We start from the raw sequence: 17533 nt of genomic DNA on the forward strand, positions 1-17533 counted from the left end.
CTAAACCGCCCGGCTGTGCAGTTGCTTGCCGGGATCCAGATGCGCATCGAATGCGGCGGCGACGCTGCGAACCAGGAAGCGCGAATCCTTGGCGACCGCGAGCCGGTCGCCGTCCAATCGCACGACGCCGTCGGAGATCAGCGGCTTCAGACGGGCCGCCGATCTCAGCATCGCACCGGCCTCTGCGCCATGACGGGCGCAGATGTCGCCGAGATCGGCACCGAACTCGCACATGATGCGTTCGATGATGTCGGCGCGCAACCGGTCGTCGTCGGTGAGCCCGTAGCCTTTCGCGGTGGCGAAGCGGCCGGCGGCGATGCTTTGGGCATAGGCGCCGATCTGCACCTCGTTCTGGACATAGCCCTGCGGCAGATGTCCGATCGCGCTCGCGCCAAAGCCGAGCAGGACTTCACTCTTGTCGGTGGTGTAGCCTTGAAAATTGCGCCGCAGCGTCCGCTGCTCGAACGCCACCGCCATGGAATCGTCGGGCCGTGCGAAATGATCGAGCCCGATCTGCACGTAACCAGCCTCCTTCAGGGCATTCGCGATCGCGCAGGCCTGGTCGTGGCGCGCAAGGCCGTCGGGCAGCACGGCCTCGTTGATCATGCGCTGATGCTTCTTGAAATCAGGCACATGAGCATAGCCGAACACCGAGAAGCGGTTGGGCGCGAGCGCGAGGCTGCGCCGCACGGTGTCCAGGCACGAGGCGACAGTCTGGTGCGGCAAGCCGTAGATCAGGTCGAAATTGATTCCCTCGATGCCCGCGTCGCGAAGCAAGTTGACCACGGACGCGGTCTGCTCGAAGCTCTGCACGCGGTTGATCGCCCTCTGCACCACGGGATCGAAGCTCTGCACGCCAAGGCTGGCGCGGTTGACGCCGGAGAGCCGCATGGCCTCGACCATGTCGGCGGTCAGTGTGCGGGGATCGATCTCGACCGCGATTTCGGCCGAGGGCAGCACGAAGAATTTCTGGCGCATCGTCGCCATCAACTCGGCAAAAGCCTCCGGCGCCATGATCGTCGGCGTACCGCCGCCGAAATGGATGTGCTCGACCTTGATCCGACGGCCGATGGTTTCGGCGGTTAGCGCGATCTCGTTGCGCAGCGTCCGCTGATAGCCGGCGATGAGATCGTCGCGGCGGACGATCTGGGTATGGCAGCCGCAGTACCAGCACATCTCCCGGCAGAACGGCACGTGCAGATAGAGTGACGCGCTGGCGCCCGCCGGCAGTTCCGCCAGCCACCGAGCATAGGTGTCCGGACCGATCGCGGGCGAAAAGTGCGGTGCGGTCGGATAGCTCGTGTAGCGTGGCAGACGTTCCTCGCCATAGACCGCCGCAAGATCAGCTCTCATGTCTTATCCATTCGTAAATTTCCGCCGCACGCAGACGTCGCGGCAAATCACGGAATGCGTTCAATTAACCCGGATGCGCGGAAACGACTTTGCGCTCGCGCAAAGCGCGGCGGCCGGTTCCCGGCCATGATGAGGGCACTTCGCTTGGCCATCCGGAGCGCTAGCCATGAGGCTTCTTGCACTCGAACTCATTCTCTCCCTGCTCGACGTCCGCGGCCATATCCCGCGTTTCGACGACTTCCGGCCGGCCCCGGCCACACCAGCCTCCACTGGCATGGTGCGCGCCCTGGCCGCAGCAATCGCCGTCTTCGTCGTGCTGTCGCTGGCGATCTGGGGAACGGTCGGGCTTGCCATATCTCTCCTCTAGCCGCCTCTTCGCGAAGGCTTCGATCAAGATCTCATCCAGGCGCGCATTTGCCGGTGCGGTCCTCCTGACCTCGCCTGCCTTCGCCGCCGACACGACCGGCCATAGCCAACGTCCCTGCCGGGCACGTCGGTCCTGCCGAGATCGCAATCCAACTTGAAGATGCGAACGAGTTGCCGCTGAGCGCCGATGCGGTTGCGGTCACGCTCGCCAATCCGTGGCGCCAGTTGCCGCAAAGGCCGAACGCGTCGGCAACGAGCAATGGTGTGTCAGAGTGTCCGCACCGCTATCCGGCCGCTGTTCGCTCGCCCCGACATCCGCATCGCATCGCGCCTTCGGACGCGATCGAAATGGTATCACCGATCCTGCTCCGCCGAGTACCTAAGCACTGTTGCGGAGGTGAATCCGGCGGAAGCTTGTTGCAGCGCAAACACGCTTGCCGCGATCGGCGCACACTGCATTCCGTCATCAAAACCTTTTCAGATGAAGGATGCTTCCGATGTTCACCCGCAGAGCCGCATTGATCAGCGCCGCCGCGACCGCCCTGATGCTGGCGACCCCGGCTTTCGCCGCCAGCGATCTCAAGCTGCCGCGTCAGAAGGTAGAGCTGGTCGCTCCGCCCTTCGTGCACGCGCACGAGCAGGCCACGACGCAGGGCCCCAAGATCGTCGAGTTCAAGCTGACGGTCGAGGAGAAGAAGGTCGTCATCGACGACAAGGGCACCACCTTCCAGGCGATGACGTTCAACGGCTCGATGCCGGGACCGCTCATGGTCGTGCACGAGGGTGACTATGTCGAGCTGACGCTGATCAATCCCGCCACCAACACCATGCCGCACAACATCGACTTCCATTCCGCGACCGGCGCGCTCGGCGGCGGCGAACTCACGCTCATCAACCCCGGCGAACAGGTCGTGCTGCGCTGGAAGGCGACCAAGACCGGCGTGTTCGTCTATCATTGCGCACCGGGCGGCCCGATGATCCCCTGGCACGTCGTCTCCGGCATGAACGGTGCCGTGATGGTGCTGCCGCGCGACGGGCTGAACGACGGCAAGGGCCGAGCGCTGAAATACGACAAGGTCTACTATATCGGCGAGCAGGACATGTACGTGCCGCGTGACGAGAAGGGCAATTTCAGGTCCTACGACTCGCCCGGCGAAGCCTTCACCGAGACCGAAGAGGTGATGAAGAAGCTGATCCCCACCCATGTCGTGTTCAACGGCAAGGTCGGCGCGCTCACCGGCAAGAATGCGCTCACCGCCAAGGTCGGCGACAACGTGCTGATCGTGCATTCGCAGGCCAATCGCGACAGCCGTCCCCATCTGATCGGCGGCCATGGCGATTATGTCTGGGAGACCGGCAAGTTCGGCAATGCACCCGAGGTCGGGCTCGAGACCTGGTTCATCCGCGGCGGGTCGGCGGGAGCGGCGCTGTACAAATTCCAGCAGCCCGGCATCTATGCCTATGTCACGCATAATTTGATCGAGGCGGCCGATCTCGGCGCCACCGCGCACTTCAAGGTCGAAGGCAAATGGAACGACGATCTGATGACCCAGGTGAAGGCGCCTGCCGAAATACCGCCTGCCAGCACCAACTAGACGCGACAAGGGGCCGGTCATCACCGGCCCCTTCTTGTTTCGGGGAACGACCATGCTGATCGCATTCAAGCTCAAACTGGCGCTCGCCTGCGCGGCCGGGCTTGCGGGGCCGCTGGCCGTTGCGCCTCTGGTTTCCGAGATGGCGACGCATAATGCGGGAGGCGAGCCGGCCATGGTCGAGGTCGCTCCCGGCAGCTTCTCATATCGCGAAGCCGGCGATTTCACACGCGGCGGCCAGCAGGCGGAAGCGCCGCTGCGCACCCTGCGGATGGATCGGCCGCTGCACATCATGCGAAATCAGGTCTCCTCATCCGACTATCGACTTTGCGTGCAGGATGGCGCCTGCCGCGCGCTCGATCGCGACGTGGCGATCGCGCCCGATCGCCCCGCAGTGCAGGTGAGCTGGCACGATGCCGAAGCCTATGCAGGCTGGCTGTCGCGCAAGACCGGCCGGCATTACCGCCTGCCGAGCGACGAGGAATGGGCGTTTGCCGCCGGCTCCAGATTCAAGGATGATGGTGTGCCGGTCGATGCAAGCGACCCTTCGAAACGCTGGATCAGCCGCTATGAGCGTGAATCCGAACGCGACCTCACCGACACCACGGCCTATCCGTTCGGCAAATTCGGCCAGAACGAGCACGGCATCGAAGATCTCGCCGGCAACGTCTGGGAGTGGACCTCGAGCTGCTTCGTGCGCTCGCGTGTCGACGAGGCCGGCAATGCCGGCCGCCCGACCGTGAACTGCGGGGTGCGTATCGCCGAAGGTGCCCACCGCGCCTATGTCACCGATTTCATCCGCGACGCTCGCGCGGGCGGCTGTGCTCAGGGCGTGCCGCCCGCCAATCTCGGCTTCCGCCTGGTGCGCGAGGAGATGTCATGGCTGCTCAGCGTGTCGCAGCGCCTGAGCAAGACGTGGCCGGCAAGATCATAATCATAGCGGCGCGCATCGTTTTCCCGTCAACGTCTCAATCCACTAATTAGAATCGATCTAAAAGCAATAATGGAATCCCTCTAAGTCATAGCCCTCGCGACATCGCGTCGCTGACGTTGCCGCATCGCCTGCGCTACTCAATCGGGCGTTCAATCGCGCGCCTGGAGCAGCCCTTATGATCAATCTTCGCGTCCTCGCCGCGTCCGCGGCGGTGTTGAGCCTGACCTCGTCCTTCGTGTCGAAGGCAGCCGCCAATGGCGAGGTCAACGTCTATACCTATCGCGAGACCAAGCTGATCCAACCGCTGTTCGACGCCTTCAGCAAGGATACGGGCATCAAGGTCAATGTCGTCTCCGCAAGCTCCGGTCTGGAGCAGCGCATGAAGGCGGAAGGCGCCAACAGCCCGGCCGACGTGCTGCTGACGGTGGACATCGGCCGCATCGACGAGGCAGTGCAGGCCGGCGTCACCCAGCCGATCAAGTCGGAGGTGGTCGACAAGGTCGTGCCGGCCCAGTATCGCGATCCGGACGGACACTGGGCCGGCATCTCCATGCGCGCGCGCGTGATCTATGCCTCGAAGGAACGCGTCAAGCAGGACAAGATCACCTATGAGGAGCTCGCCGATCCCAAGTGGAAGGGCAAGATCTGCATTCGCTCGGGCCAGCACATCTACAACAACGCCCTGTTCGCGGCCTACACGGCCAAGTACGGTGAGGCCAAGGCCGAGGAATGGCTGCGCGGCATGAAGGCCAATCTCGCGCAGAAGCCGTCGGGCGGCGATCGCGAAGCCGCCCGTGACGTTGCCGCTGGCAAGTGCGACATCGGCATCGGCAACACCTATTACTGGGCGCTGATGATCAACAACGATCCCGAGAAGAAACCGTGGGCGGAGGCGACCCGCGTCATCCTGCCGACCTTCGAGGGCGGCGGCACCCACGTCAACCTCTCCGGCGTGCTGCTCGCCAAGCACGCGCCCAACAAGGCCAACGGCATCAAGCTGATCGAGTGGCTCGTCAGCGAGCAGGCGCAGCAGATGTATGCCGACCAGAATTACGAATACCCAGTTCGCGCCGGTGTCGCCATCAACTCTACCATCGCGGGCTACGGCAAGCTCGGCCCAGATCCGTTGCCGATCGCAAAGATCGCCGCCAACCGCAAGGCTGCGGCCTCGCTGGTGGACAAGGTCGGCTTTGACAACTGATCTCTGGCGGCCCTCGTCTCTCAAACTGGCAGAAGCTTCGGGCGCACGGCCTCGTTTGAGAGGCCGCGCCCACGCCGGGCGCGCCGCGACCGCAATCGCGATCGCAACCGCGATCCTGGTCGCGGCGCCCGTGATCTCGATCGTTTCGCTGGCTCTGCAGCCGGCGCCCGATGTGTGGCACGACCTGATCAACTACGTGCTGCCGGCCGCCCTCCTGGACACCGCGCTTCTGCTCGTCGGGGTCGGCGCGCTCACACTTCTGATCGGCGCCGGCACTGCATGGGTGATATCGCGCCACGATTTTCCCGGCCGGGGCATGCTCCTGTGGCTGATGCCGCTGCCGCTGGCGATTCCGACCTATCTTGCGGCTTACGTCTATGCCGACCTGTTCGAACCGCTCGGCCTGGTGCACCGCACCCTCGCAATCTGGCTGCCGTTGCGCGATGCCCTCGGCCATCTGCCCAACCTGCGCTCGCTGCCGGGCGCCATCTTCGTGATCGGGCTAGTGCTCTATCCTTACGTCTATCTGTCGGCGCGCGCGACGTTTCAGGTTCAGTCTGCCGAATTCGCCGAGGCGGCTAGGACGCTGGGGGCCGGCCGATGGACCGTTTTCTGGCGCGTTTCACTGCCGATGGCGCGGCCGGCGCTCGCGGTCGGCGTGGCGCTGGTCGCGCTGGAAACGCTCAACGACATCGGCGCCAGCGAATATCTCGGCATCCGCACGCTGACGGTCTCGATCTTCACCACCTGGCTCAACCGCGGCAGCCTCGCCGGTGCGGCGCAACTCGCATGCCTGATGCTTGCGATCGTCGCCGGCCTGATCGCGATGGAGCGTTACGGCCGTCGCAACGCCAACGCCGAATTCTCGGCCGAAAGCCCGCATGTGAGGCAGCGAACCCCGCTTTCGGGCGCAAGAGCGTGGATCGCGTTCGCGGTCTGCGTGCTGCCGGTGCTGATCGGCTTCGTCGTGCCGCTGTTCTATCTGGCGCATCAGGCTCTCGGTCGCGGACTGCTTGCAAATTTCGACCCGCTCCTGTGGCGCCACACCTTCCATTCGTTTGCCTATGCAGCGCTCGCGACGCTCATGGCGCTGATGCTTGCGCTCGCCACGACGATCGCGCACCGCTTTCGGCCCGATCCTCTGCGATATGTGGCGATGAGCATCGCGCAAACCGGCTACGCGCTGCCGGGTCTCGTGATTGCCCTCGGCCTGCTGACCCCCGTACTGGCGGTCGACAACGCGCTGAGCGCGATCGCTGCCTGGACGGGACGTTCGCTGCCGGGGCTGATCCTGGTCGGCTCCGGGACGGCCGTCGTCATCGCCTACATGATTCGCTTTCTGGCGGTGCCGGTCGGCATGATCAAGGCCGGGTTCGACAGCATTCCGCGCGACTATGACGAGAGCGCACGCACGGTCGGCGCGGGCCAGGCGGTCATGTTGAGGCAGATCTATCTGCCGTTGCTCCGGCCCGCGATGCTTGGCGCCGTCATCATCATGTTCGTCGACTGCCTGAAGGAGCTCCCGGCAACGCTGCTCTTGCGGCCCCTCAACGTCGAAACGCTGTCGACGTCGATCTACCAGTTCGCAAGCCGCGGCAATTTCGAGGACGGCGCGCTCGCGGCCCTCCTGATCATCGCTGCCAGCATCGGCCCGGTTGTCTGGCTGACCCGGTTCTCCGAGGTGCCGAGCGGTCCCGCTTGAAGGCATGGGCACATCGTCCGAGCACCCGTGGTGCTTCGACCAATCGAGTTGTTATCGCCCGACCTGATCACTGAACCAAAATCGTAAGGACGCGCAGACCGTATTGTGTTGCGCGCCCCAGCGTTTCCCGCTTACGTGTTCTTCAGCGCGACGCGGAATTCCGCTTCGGTCTTGGCCTTGACCTCGTCGAGCGAAACGCCGTCGGCGAGCTCGATCAGCGCCATGCCGCCATTGCCATGCTTGTCGATGGTGAAGACGGCCAGATCAGTGACGACCATGTCGACCACGCGCTCGCCGGTCAGCGGCAGGTTACACTGCTTCAGGAGCTTGGCGCCGTCCTTGGCCGAATGCTCCATCACCACGATGACGCGCTTGACGCCGGCGACGAGATCCATCGCGCCGCCCATGCCCTTGACCATCTTGCCGGGGATCATCCAGTTGGCGAGATCGCCGTTCTGGGCCACCTGCATGGCACCCAAGATCGACAGGTCCATGTGACCGCCGCGGATCATGCCGAAGGAATCCGCGCTCGAGAAATACGAGGTCGAGGGCAGCTCGCTCACGGTCTGCTTGCCGGCGTTGATGAGATCGGCGTCCTCCTCGCCCTCATACGGGAACGGGCCCATGCCGAGCATGCCGTTCTCGCTCTGCAGGCTGACGTCCATGCCGTCCGGGATGTAGTTCGAGACCAGCGTCGGGATGCCGATGCCGAGATTGACGTAATAGCCGTCACGCAACTCCTTCGCGGCGCGCGCGGCCATCTGTTCACGGGTCCAGGCCATCAGATTTCAACTCCAGTGCCGGCCGCCGGCGCCTTCGTCGGGCGCGGGCGGGTGTTGCGGAATTCGATGCGCTTCTTGGCCGTGCCGACCTCGACGATGCGCTTCACGAAGATGCCGGGCGTGTGAATGTGGTCGGGATTGAGTTCACCGGCCGGAACCAGATGCTCGACCTCGGCCACCGTGATCTTCGCGGCGGTCGCCATCATCGGGTTAAAATTGCGCGCGGTCTTGCGGTAGATGAGGTTGCCGGCGGTGTCGCCCTTCCAGGCGTGCACGATGGCGAGGTCGGCGAACAGGCCGCGCTCCATCAGGTACTTCTCGCCGTCGAATTCCTTCACTTCCTTGCCTTCGGCGATCAGCGTGCCGACGCCGGTCTTGGTGTAGAAGGCCGGAATGCCGGCGCCGCCCGCGCGGATGCGCTCGGCCAGCGTGCCCTGCGGATTGAATTCGAGTTCCAGTTCCCCGGCGAGGAATTGCTGGGCGAACAGCTTGTTCTCGCCGACATAGGACGAGATCATCTTCTTGATCTGACGGGTTTCGAGAAGGCGGCTGAGGCCGATGCCGTCGACGCCGGCATTGTTGGAGACCACCGTCAGGCCCTTGACACCGGACTCCCGGATCGCGTCCGACAGCTCCTCGGCAATGCCGCAGAGGCCGAAGCCACCCGACATGATCATCATGTTGTCTTTTAGAATGCCGTCGAGCGCCGACTTGGCGTCGGGATAGACCTTGTTCATGCAAAAAACCTCGACTGAACCTTCGGCTTGCAGGCATCGCGCCTTATTGGCGGCGATTATTAGGCGAAATCGTCCGAAGCCGTCAATGATACGGGGTTCTCCGCTGCGCCGCTGGGTGGTAGAAGCTGCCCACGCCGTGGGCATAACCGTGCAGCGGCCTTGAAAGCGTCAAGAAAACCCATCAAGTTGCGGGGGTTGGGTGTGGGCGCGCAGGTTTCCCGGCCCGCCCTCTGGCTCCAACGACCAACCCGATCAGGACATGCCATTGACCATGGCCCAAGGAATGAAGCGCCTCGGGACGCCGATCGCGGCGCTGCTCGGCGTCGCGCTGATCGCCCTGATCGCGACCTCCTGGCTCATCAACCGCGACGCGCTGCGCAAGGCGGTCGAAGCGCAGATCCGCGACGTCACCGGGCTGGAGCTCAATGTCGCAGGCAGCATCGACATTTCGGTGCTGCCGGCGAGCTACATCTCCTTCCACGACGTCGGCCTCAAGGGCGGCGGCACCAGCACGCCAGCGCTCCAGGTCGACGTGCTCACCGCGAATCTGCGGCTGCTGCCGCTGCTGCTGCAGCGGTTCGAGATCGCAGACCTGATGCTGCTGCGTCCGCGCATCCATGTCAGCCTCAAGCCGGACGGCGAGAGCAACTGGACGCCCTTCATCCAGACCATCGCGCGCACCATGAAGCCCGGGGCCGAGAACCAGGTCTCGTTCTCCGAAATCCGGATCCAGGACGGCGTGCTCGACTACGAGGACGCCGCCACGCATGCCACCGAGAAGCTCGAGGACATCGACCTGTCGCTGGCCTGGCCTTCGATCTCGCGCTCCTTTGCCGCGACCGGACAGTTCGACTGGCGCGGCGAGCGCGTCGACGGCTCGATCAGCTTTTCCGATTTCGTCGCCGCCCTCTCCGGCGACCGGTCCGGCCTGAAGGCGCGGATCGCCAGCGCGCCGCTCAAGCTCGCCTTCGACGGCAGCGTCGCCAATCGCACCAGCCCCATGATGGAAGGCACGCTCACCGTCGACAGCCCGTCCTTGCGCAACGCACTGCGCTGGACCGGGCAGCCGCAGCCCGGCAGCGGCGGCTTCGGCCGCTTCGCGCTGAAGGCGCGCGCCAACGTCGTCGGCGCCTCGATCGCGCTCACCAATGTCAATGTCGAGCTCGACGGCAATGCCGCCGAGGGCGTCATGACCTACGCCAATAACGGCCGGCAGACGCTGCAGGCGACACTCGCCGCCGACGCGCTCGACTTCACGCCTTATATCTCGACGTTCCGCCTGCTCGCGAGCGGCGCGCGCGACTGGAACCGGCAGCTGTTCGATCTCAACGGATTGTCGACCACCGACCTCGACATGCGCCTGTCCGCGGCCAAGCTGACGGTCGGGCCGACGAAGCTCGGCCGCACCGCGATCGGCGCCAATTTGCGCAACGGCACGCTGGCGCTCTCGGTCGGCGAGGCGCAGGTCTATGGCGGGATCGCAAAGGGCTCGTTCGGCATCGCGCGGTCCGACACCGTCGCCGACATCAAGGCGCAATTCCAGTTCACCGACGTCGATCTCCAGGCCTGCGCCACCGAACTGTTCGGCCTCAACAAGCTGTCGGGCCGCGGCAACATCAACGTCGCACTCCTCGCCTCCGGATCGAGCCCGTTCGGCCTCGTGCAGTCACTCGACGGAAGCGCCACCGTGACCGGTCATGACGGTGCGATCGCGGGCTTCAACGCCGAGCAGCTCCTGAAGCGGCTGGAGCGGCGGCCGCTGTCGGGCGGCGGCAATTTCCGCAACGGCTCGACGCCCTACACCAATCTCACCATCGCCGTGAAATTCTCCGACGGCATCGCCACCGCCGAGGACATCCGCGTCGAAGGGCCGGCGGCGAAGATCACGCTCACCGGCACCGCCTCGGTGCCGACGCGCGAATACGACATGAAAGGCGTGGCGAGCCTCAACAGCGCCTCGGGATTCGAATTGCCGTTCGTGGTGCAGGGCCCTTGGGACGATCCGCTGATCTTCCCCGATCCGGAAAGCCTGATCCGCCGCTCGCCGGCCTCCGCGCCGCTGCTTGACATGCTGAAGGACCGCAAGGGAGGCGATGCCGTGCGCTCCGCGATCGAGCGCATCACGGGAAGCGGAAAGCGTCCCGCGCCGGCGGAAGCGCCGACGGCGGAAAATTCTAAAGAGACCGCCAAGTCCAACTAACAAGTCAAACTAAGCTGACGTCCGACTCAGGTGAGTTTCAACTGAGGACGGCGCCTCTCCGGTGTTGGCCGACCATCGCGAGTTGATCCGGCCGAATTGATGCGGCGATTGGATCGATCCACGCGTTGAGCATCTGCTCTGGCCCAACACCCCACGACCCAGGTCTGACAAGATGCGTTGATTGCGCTACCATCCTGCGCTAGTGTTTTATATGACCGGTTAAAAACACCGGCCGTTTGAGGGAGAAAAACGTGAGATCCAAGGTAATTGGCGCAGTATCATTGGCAATCGCTGCGGCCGGGCTTTTTGCTGCCACTGCACCCGCCTTTGCACAGCAGAAGACAATCACGGTCTGGTGGGGCAAGGGCTTCTATCGCTCCGAAGACGACGCGCTGATCGAGACGATCAAGAAATTCGAAGCCAAGACCGGCATCAAGGTCGAATTGTCGCAATACGCGATCCAGGACATGATTCCGAAGACGGTCGCGGCGCTCGATGCCGGCACGGTTCCCGATGTCGCCTATTCCGATTCCTACGACGTGCAGGCGCAGGGCAAGTGGGCCTATGAGGGCAAGCTTGAGGATCTCACGGACGTCATGGAGCCGATCAAGGGCCGGTTCGTGCAGAACACGCTCGATGCGTCGATCCTCTACAATGACGTCGCCAAGAAGAAGGCCTATTACGGCTTTCCGCTGAAGCAGCAGAGCATGCACGTCCAGATCTGGAACGACATGCTGGAGAAGGCCGGCTTCAAGCAGAGCGACATCCCGAACGACTGGACGGGCTATTGGACGTTCTGGTGCGACAAGGTGCAGCCGGCGATCCGCAAGGCCACCGGCCAGCGCATCTACGCCGTCGGCCAGCCGATGGGCGTGGAATCCACCGACTCCTTCCAGTCGTTCTACACCTTCATGGATGCCTACCACGTCAAGCTGGTCGACGACGACGGCAAGTTGCTGGTCGACGACCCGAAGGTCCGCGACGGCCTGATCAAGGCGATGAAGGACTATACCGACACCTACATCAAGGGCTGCACCCCGCCCTCCTCGACCACCTGGAAGGATCCCGACAACAACGTCGCGTTCCACAACAAGACCATCGTGATGACTCACAACTTCACGATCTCGATCGCGGCGAAGTGGTTCGAGGACTCGCAGAACCAGGCGCTCACCCAGGAGCAGCGCGACGCCGGCAAGAAGGCCTATGAGCAGGACATCATCACGGCATCCTTCCCAAAGGCGCCGGATGGTTCGACCATCCGCTACCGCTCGGACGTCAAGACCGGACTGGTGTTCACCGCGGCCAAGAACAAGGCCGAGGCCAAGCAGTTCATCAGCTTCCTGCTCCAGGAAGATAACGTCCGTCCCTACATCGAAGGCGCGCTCGGCCGCTGGTTCCCGGTGACCAAGGAAAGCCAGGAAAGCCCGTTCTGGCAGGCTGACAAGCACCGCAAGGCCGTCTACGCGCAGTTCAAGGGCGGCACCGCCGCGTTCGATTTCACCAAGAACTGGAAGTTCACGATCCTCAACAACGAGAACGTGTGGGCGAAGGCGATGAACCGCGTGGTCAGCGAGAAGGTTCCGGTCGACAAGGCCGTCGACGAACTGATCGCCCGCATCAAGCAGGTCGCGGGTTAAGCCAACCTTCCCTCTCCCCGCTGTGCGGGGAGAGGAGTAAGAACAATACCGGCCGCGTTACGCGGCCGGCTTCTCTTTGAAGAGTCCGAAAAGAATGGCGATCACGCTCTCTGGCGATCAGGCAATCCCCGGCCCGCCCTTGTCGTCGCGGCTGACCCCGGCGCAGGTCTGGGGCATCGTGCTGCTCGCGCCCTATCTGCTCGTTTTCCTTGCCTTCGTCGTCTATCCCGTCTGCTACGGGTTGTGGCTGGCGCGGGCCCCGTCGAATTATGTGGCGCTCTACAATGATCCGATCTTTGCGCGCGCCGCGGTCAACACGCTGATCTTCCTGGTCATCGGCATCAACATCAAGATGCTGATCGCGCTGTTCCTGTCCGGCTTCTTCGCCCAGCAGCGCACCTGGATCAAGTGGCTCTCGGTGATCTTCATCCTGCCCTGGGCGGTGCCGTCGATCCCGACCATCCTGTCGGTGCGCTTCATGCTCAATCCCGAATGGGGCATGATCAACCACTATATCTTCTCCTTGACCGGCGATGACGGCCCGAACTGGCTGAACGATCCGACGGTGGCGCTGACCATGGCGATCGCCGTACATATCTGGAAGTCGCTGCCGTTCTGGACGCTGATCCTGATCACCGGGCGCCTCGCGATCTCGCACGATCTGTTCGAGGCCGCCGAGGTGGACGGCGCGAGCTGGTGGCAGAAATTCCGCTACATCACCTGGCCGTCGATGCAGACGCTCTACGTCACCTGCACGCTGCTCTCGATGATATGGACGCTCGGCGATTTCAACAGCGTCTACCTGCTCACCGGCGGCGGCCCGGCCGACCTCACGCACGTGCTGGCGACGCTCGGCATCCGCTATCTCCGGCTCGACCAGCTCTCGCTGGCCATGGCATCGATCGTCTGCGCGATGCCGTTCGTCCTGCCGCTCGTGTACTTCATGATGAAACGGTTGTCGCGATGAAGCTCCCCTCCTTGCGCGAAGTCGGAACCGAAGCGCGGCTGCTGCTGATCGGCATCCCCGTCTTCTTGTGGACGATGATCCCGATCTATCACATGTTCCTGTTCGCGATCTCCCCGAAGGAGGACGCGTTCTCGGGCAAGCTGTGGCCGGATCACCCGACGCTGCACAATTTCGAGATCGTGTTCAAGCAGCAGCATTACTTCCTTCGCGACTTCTACATTCAGTTCTGGAATTCGACCGTGATCGCGGTCTCCGTCGGCGTGCTGACATTGTTCATCGCGACCGCGGCGGCGTTCTCGATCTCGCGGCTGAAGGTGCCGGGCGGGCGCACGGTGTTGAACCTCGCGCTCTTCACTTATTTCATCCCCGCGGCGTTCCTCGCCGTGCCGATGTACCGAACCATGGGCAATTACGGCCTGCTCAACAATCACTGGTCGCTGATCCTGGCCATGGTGACGATCGCGAGTCCCTACGCGATCTGGGTGCTGAAGCAGGCCTCCGACAAGCTGCCGGTCGAGCTGGACGAGGCCGCCGTCATGGACGGCGCCACGACGCTGCAGATCTTCCGCCTGGTCTATTTGCCGCTGATGATGCCCTCGCTGGTCGCGATCGGCACCTATGCGGTGCTGCTGGCCTGGAACGAATATCTCTACGCGTTCCTGCTGCTCTCGAACGACCGCGAGATCACCCTCCCCGTCGCACTCGGCAACTTCCTTGCCGCCGACGATTCGCCGTGGGAGCTGCTCATGACCACCGGCTTCATCTACGCGCTGCCGCCGGCCGCGGTCTATTACGCCTTCCGCCGCTACATGGTGGGCGGGCTGACGGCGGGCGCGGTGAAGTCGTAGTCTCGATCTCGCCGTACGTCATTCCACATACCTGTCGTAGCAACCGCTACGGCAGGTCGATGTCCATCATCTTCGCCAATCGTTGAACCTCAAGTTTCTGGCTCGCTGAGGGCTGGAGACGATTTTCCACGACTGAAGAGTGCAGCCATTCCAGCGCGACACCAAATTCTCGATTGTCGATAAACTCCGCCAGTAGCGCGCAGTCTCTGATAGAGAGTTGAGACGACATCGAGCCTACGAGGTTTGTCAGAGCCTCTTCCAGTTTACGCCATTCTTCGGCACGATTCATCGTTGCTCTCCGATAACACTACAGCGGCGCGGCGCTCTCGCCCTGCGAACTCGATAGTTTCGAGGCGAGCGAAGCGACGACGATGACAACCGCGATCAGGGCGATCACCAGCGTGCAGATCGCGTTGATCTCCGGCTTCACCCCGAGACGCACCTCCGAATAGATCCTGATCGGCAGCGTTGCCGAGCCGGGGCCGGTGGTGAAGCTCGCGATCACGAGATCGTCGAGCGAGAGCGTGAACGCCAGCATCCAGCCCGCGACGATCGCGGGCGCGATCAGCGGCAGCGTCACCGAGAGAAAGGCGCGCATCGGGTCGCAGCCAAGGTCCATCGCCGCCTCCTCCAGCGAGCGATCGAGCGAGCCGAGGCGGGACTGCACGACCACGGCGACGAAGCACATCGTCAGCGTGGTATGGGCGATCGTCACCGTCCAGAAGCCGCGCTCGGCGTTCAGCGCGACGAACAGCAGCAGCAGCGACAAGCCGGTGATCACCTCCGGCATCACCAGCGGCGCATAGAGCATGCCGGAGAACAACGTGCGGCCGCGGAACCTCTCTCCGCGCGACAGCGCCACCGCGGCGAGCGTCCCGAGCAGCGTCGCGATCGTCGCGGAGGCAACCGCGACCCGCAGGCTCATCCAGGCCGCCTCGATCATGGCGCGATCATTGAAGAACTCGTGATACCAGCGCAGCGACCAGCCGCCCCACACCGTCACCAGCCGCGAGCCATTGAAGGAATAGATGACGAGGATCAGGATCGGCAAATAAAGGAATGCCAGCCCCAGCGCGAGCGAGGCGATGTTGAAGCGGGACAGGCGGGAGAGCTTGTGCATCGCCTCAGCGCCCCGGTTCGAGCTGCCGCTTCTGCAGCCGTTCGTACAGCAGCAGCGGCACCAGCAGCACCACCAGCAGCACGATGGCCGCCGCGGACGCAACCGGCCAATCCTTGTTGGTGAAGAATTCGAGCCACAGGGTCTGGCCGATCATCAGCGAGTTGGAGCCGGCCAGGAGATCCGGGATGACAAATTCCCCGACGATCGGGATGAAGCACAGCAGCACGCCTGCGCCGACGCCGGGCAGCGACAACGGAAAGATGACGAGCCAGAACACCTGCCAGGGCGGCGCGCCGAGATCGGAGGCCGCCTCCTCCAGCGCCGGCTCCATTTTGGCGAGCGTGGCGTAGAGCGGCAGGATCATGAACGGCAAATAGGAATAGACGATGCCGACATACATCGCGGTGTCGGTGGAGAGCCACACCACGGGCTGGCTGACCAGATGCAGCGCCAGCAGGATCTGGTTGAGCAGGCCGTCATGCTGGAGGATGTTGATCCAGGCATAGATGCGGATCAGGAACGAGGTCCAGAACGGCACGATCACCAGCACCATCGCCACCGCCTGCCAGCGCTTCGGCAATCGCGCCATGCCATAGGCGATGGGATAGCCGATCAGAAGCAGCAGCGCGGTCGCGGTCACCGCGACGGTGAGGCTGCGCATATAGGCAAACACATAGATGTCGTCGGAGACGAGCAGCTTGAAATTGTCGGCCGAGAGGGCGGCAAAGGCGCCCCTGAGCGCGTCCCATCCCGCCGTCAGGTCGAAGACCGGCGCGTAGGGCGGCTGTGCAATCGCCGTCTGCGACAGGCTGATCTTCAGCACGAAGGCGAACGGCACCAGGAAGAACAGCACCATCCAGACATAGGGTGCGATCGCGGCAAAGCGCGCCGGTCGCGCGAAGATGCGGCGGGAGCTCATGACGGCAACACCACGCAATCGTCTGGCGTGAACCAGGCGACGACGTGCTGGTTCAGGCTGTAGGCGTCGACGTCGATGCGTGCGCTGTTGACGACCGAAGCCTGCACCATCCCGCCGGTGTCGAGCTTCACCTTGTAAGTCGTGGTCCCGCCGAGATAGCAGATGTCCGCGACCACGCCGTCCAGCCGGTTGATCGCCGTTTCACGACCGGCCTCGCTCACCGGACCGCGGCGCGACAGCTTGACCTTCTCGGGGCGAATCGCGACCGCCAATCTTCCCGCTCCGACCGGCTCGCGCGGCTCGGCCACCACCAGCGCACCCGCATCACGCGTGCCGATGACCAGACGATGACCATCGCGCAATTTGGACTCGCCGTCGAACAGATTGATGTCGCCGACGAACTCCGCGATCCAGCGCGAGCGCGGCGCCTCGTAGAGCTCGCGGGGGCTCGCGACCTGAGCGAGCTTGCCGGCCTTCATCACGCCGATCCGGCTCGCCATCGTCATCGCCTCCTCCTGATCGTGGGTGACGATGATGAAGGTCATGCCGAGCCGCCGCTGCAGCTCCATCAGCTCGCCTTGCGTGCTCTCGCGCAGCTTCTTGTCGAGGGCGGCGAGCGGCTCGTCGAGCAGCAGCAGTTGCGGCCGGCGCGCCAGCGCGCGGGCGAGCGCCACGCGCTGGCGCTGGCCGCCCGAGAGTTGATCCGGCTTGCGTTTCTCGAGCCCTTCGAGCTTCACCAGTGCGACCATCTCGGCCACGCGGGTGGCGATCTCGGCGCGGGGCATGCCGGCGCGCTTCAGGCCGAAGGCGATGTTGTCCCGCACGGACAGATGCGGGAACAGCGCATAGTTCTGGAACATCATGTTGACCGGGCGCTCGTGCGGCAGCGCCTGAGCGATGTCCTTGCCGCCGAGCAGGATGCGCCCCTCGTCCGGCGCCTCGAAGCCGGCGAGCATGCGTAAGAGCGTGGTCTTGCCGCAGCCGCTGGGACCGAGCAGCGCGAAGAACTCGCCGGCCTTGATGTCGAGTGAGACGCCATCCACGGCGCGGAACGTCCCGAACGTCTTGGCGACGCCCTCGATCCGCAGCAACGGCTGCCCTGCGGCCGGATACGGATCTCCACCGGCCGCATTGGCCGTGGTGTCTGTTCTGGGCAACTCGTCCGTCATGGTCCC

16 protein-coding genes are annotated in these 17533 nt (G+C 63.9%); 9 read left to right on the forward strand and 7 right to left on the reverse strand.

What is annotated here, in order from left to right:
* Nucleotides 1-1353, reverse strand: a complete 1353-nt coding sequence (hemN, locus tag ABIA42_RS25435) for an oxygen-independent coproporphyrinogen III oxidase (RefSeq protein WP_370119960.1) — start codon at nucleotides 1351-1353, stop codon at nucleotides 1-3.
* Nucleotides 1354-1519: 166 nt separating this feature from the next.
* Here hemN and ABIA42_RS25440 point away from each other — a divergent pair, with 166 nt between their 5' ends.
* The 5 genes from ABIA42_RS25440 to ABIA42_RS25460 all read left to right on the forward strand — a co-directional run bounded on the left by ABIA42_RS25440 (nucleotide 1520) and on the right by ABIA42_RS25460 (nucleotide 7148).
* On the forward strand, nucleotides 1520-1720 hold the full coding sequence (locus ABIA42_RS25440; protein WP_271529609.1) for a hypothetical protein: 201 nt from the start codon (nucleotides 1520-1522) through the stop codon (nucleotides 1718-1720).
* 496 nt (nucleotides 1721-2216) lie between these two features.
* Nucleotides 2217-3314: a copper-containing nitrite reductase gene (nirK, locus tag ABIA42_RS25445; protein ID WP_370119957.1), complete on the forward strand. Its 1098-nt coding sequence runs from the start codon at nucleotides 2217-2219 to the stop codon at nucleotides 3312-3314.
* A gap of 52 nt (nucleotides 3315-3366) precedes the next feature.
* Nucleotides 3367-4245 carry an SUMF1/EgtB/PvdO family nonheme iron enzyme gene (locus ABIA42_RS25450; RefSeq protein ID WP_271529611.1) on the forward strand — a complete coding sequence of 293 codons (879 nt, stop codon included), beginning with the start codon at nucleotides 3367-3369 and terminating at the stop codon, nucleotides 4243-4245.
* Nucleotides 4246-4420: 175 nt separating this feature from the next.
* On the forward strand, nucleotides 4421-5446 hold the full coding sequence (locus ABIA42_RS25455) for a Fe(3+) ABC transporter substrate-binding protein (protein WP_370119953.1): 1026 nt from the start codon (nucleotides 4421-4423) through the stop codon (nucleotides 5444-5446).
* A gap of 55 nt (nucleotides 5447-5501) precedes the next feature.
* A complete protein-coding gene (locus ABIA42_RS25460; RefSeq protein WP_271529613.1) occupies nucleotides 5502-7148 on the forward strand; it encodes an iron ABC transporter permease in 1647 nt (548 codons plus the stop codon).
* 131 nt (nucleotides 7149-7279) lie between these two features.
* On the opposite strand, the gene ABIA42_RS25465 is transcribed toward ABIA42_RS25460, so the two are convergent.
* Nucleotides 7280-7930: a CoA transferase subunit B gene (locus ABIA42_RS25465; protein WP_271529614.1), complete on the reverse strand. Its 651-nt coding sequence runs from the start codon at nucleotides 7928-7930 to the stop codon at nucleotides 7280-7282.
* Nucleotides 7930-8667 carry a CoA transferase subunit A gene (locus ABIA42_RS25470; protein WP_271529615.1) on the reverse strand — a complete coding sequence of 246 codons (738 nt, stop codon included), beginning with the start codon at nucleotides 8665-8667 and terminating at the stop codon, nucleotides 7930-7932. The genes ABIA42_RS25465 and ABIA42_RS25470 overlap by 1 nt, the downstream gene beginning before the upstream one ends.
* Nucleotides 8668-8938: 271 nt before the next feature.
* On the opposite strand from ABIA42_RS25470, the gene ABIA42_RS25475 reads away from it, so the two are divergent.
* From ABIA42_RS25475 to ABIA42_RS25490, 4 genes are all read left to right on the forward strand, one after another.
* A complete protein-coding gene (locus tag ABIA42_RS25475; RefSeq protein ID WP_370123928.1) occupies nucleotides 8939-10867 on the forward strand; it encodes an AsmA family protein in 1929 nt (642 codons plus the stop codon).
* 251 nt (nucleotides 10868-11118) lie between these two features.
* Nucleotides 11119-12504 (forward strand): ABC transporter substrate-binding protein, encoded by a 1386-nt coding sequence (locus ABIA42_RS25480; protein WP_271529616.1) that lies wholly within the window; start codon nucleotides 11119-11121, stop codon nucleotides 12502-12504.
* A gap of 94 nt (nucleotides 12505-12598) precedes the next feature.
* Nucleotides 12599-13471 carry a carbohydrate ABC transporter permease gene (locus tag ABIA42_RS25485; protein ID WP_194389795.1) on the forward strand — a complete coding sequence of 291 codons (873 nt, stop codon included), beginning with the start codon at nucleotides 12599-12601 and terminating at the stop codon, nucleotides 13469-13471.
* Nucleotides 13468-14319, forward strand: a complete 852-nt coding sequence (locus ABIA42_RS25490; protein WP_028178649.1) for a carbohydrate ABC transporter permease — start codon at nucleotides 13468-13470, stop codon at nucleotides 14317-14319. Before ABIA42_RS25485 ends, ABIA42_RS25490 begins: the two co-directional genes overlap by 4 nt.
* Nucleotides 14320-14365: 46 nt before the next feature.
* On the opposite strand, the gene ABIA42_RS25495 is transcribed toward ABIA42_RS25490, so the two are convergent.
* The 4 genes from ABIA42_RS25495 to ABIA42_RS25510 are packed head-to-tail and all read right to left on the reverse strand — an operon-like array spanning nucleotide 14366 to nucleotide 17527.
* The gene (locus tag ABIA42_RS25495) at nucleotides 14366-14608 is read right to left on the reverse strand and encodes a hypothetical protein (protein ID WP_271529617.1); all 243 of its coding nucleotides are present in this window, start codon (nucleotides 14606-14608) and stop codon (nucleotides 14366-14368) included.
* An 18-nt stretch (nucleotides 14609-14626) separates the two neighbouring features.
* The gene (locus ABIA42_RS25500) at nucleotides 14627-15439 is read right to left on the reverse strand and encodes an ABC transporter permease (RefSeq protein ID WP_271529618.1); all 813 of its coding nucleotides are present in this window, start codon (nucleotides 15437-15439) and stop codon (nucleotides 14627-14629) included.
* Between the two features lie 4 nt (nucleotides 15440-15443).
* Nucleotides 15444-16358: an ABC transporter permease gene (locus tag ABIA42_RS25505; RefSeq protein ID WP_271529619.1), complete on the reverse strand. Its 915-nt coding sequence runs from the start codon at nucleotides 16356-16358 to the stop codon at nucleotides 15444-15446.
* Nucleotides 16355-17527 (reverse strand): ABC transporter ATP-binding protein, encoded by a 1173-nt coding sequence (locus tag ABIA42_RS25510; protein WP_370119945.1) that lies wholly within the window; start codon nucleotides 17525-17527, stop codon nucleotides 16355-16357. The genes ABIA42_RS25505 and ABIA42_RS25510 overlap by 4 nt, the downstream gene beginning before the upstream one ends.
* Between the last annotated feature and the right edge of the window lie 6 nt (nucleotides 17528-17533).

Origin of the sequence: Bradyrhizobium sp. USDA 327 (assembly GCF_041262065.1) — a bacterium.
Classification (GTDB): Bacteria; Pseudomonadota; Alphaproteobacteria; order Rhizobiales; family Xanthobacteraceae; genus Bradyrhizobium; species Bradyrhizobium liaoningense.